This is a genomic window from Martelella sp. AMO21009 (assembly GCF_053484295.1).
Genome location: NZ_JBAKFR010000086.1, coordinates 1 through 260, shown reverse-complemented (window position 1 = coordinate 260; position 260 = coordinate 1). Strand labels below are relative to the sequence as shown.

General features: G+C 61.9%; 1 protein-coding gene. It reads right to left on the bottom strand.

The annotated features are described in order from the left end of the window. Positions 1-260, bottom strand: a 260-nt coding sequence (locus V6766_RS25565) for an ATP-binding cassette domain-containing protein (protein WP_448471043.1), incomplete at both ends; no start/stop codon positions are given.

Here is a 260-nt window from a genome sequence, read left to right as displayed (position 1 = left end):
AAAAGGGCAGGTCGAAGCGGTGGGTGATGCGGCCGGGGCGCGGCGACATCACGATAAGCTTCGTGCCCATGAAGAGCGCTTCCTCGACGCTGTGGGTAATGAAGAACACCGTCTTTCTGGTGTTGTCCCAGATTTTGAGAATGAGTTCCTGGGCCTTTTCACGCGTCAGCGCATCAAGCGCGCCGAGCGGCTCGTCCATCAGCAACACGCGCGGGTCGCAGGTCAGCGCCCGGGCAATGCCGATGCGCTGCTGCATGCCG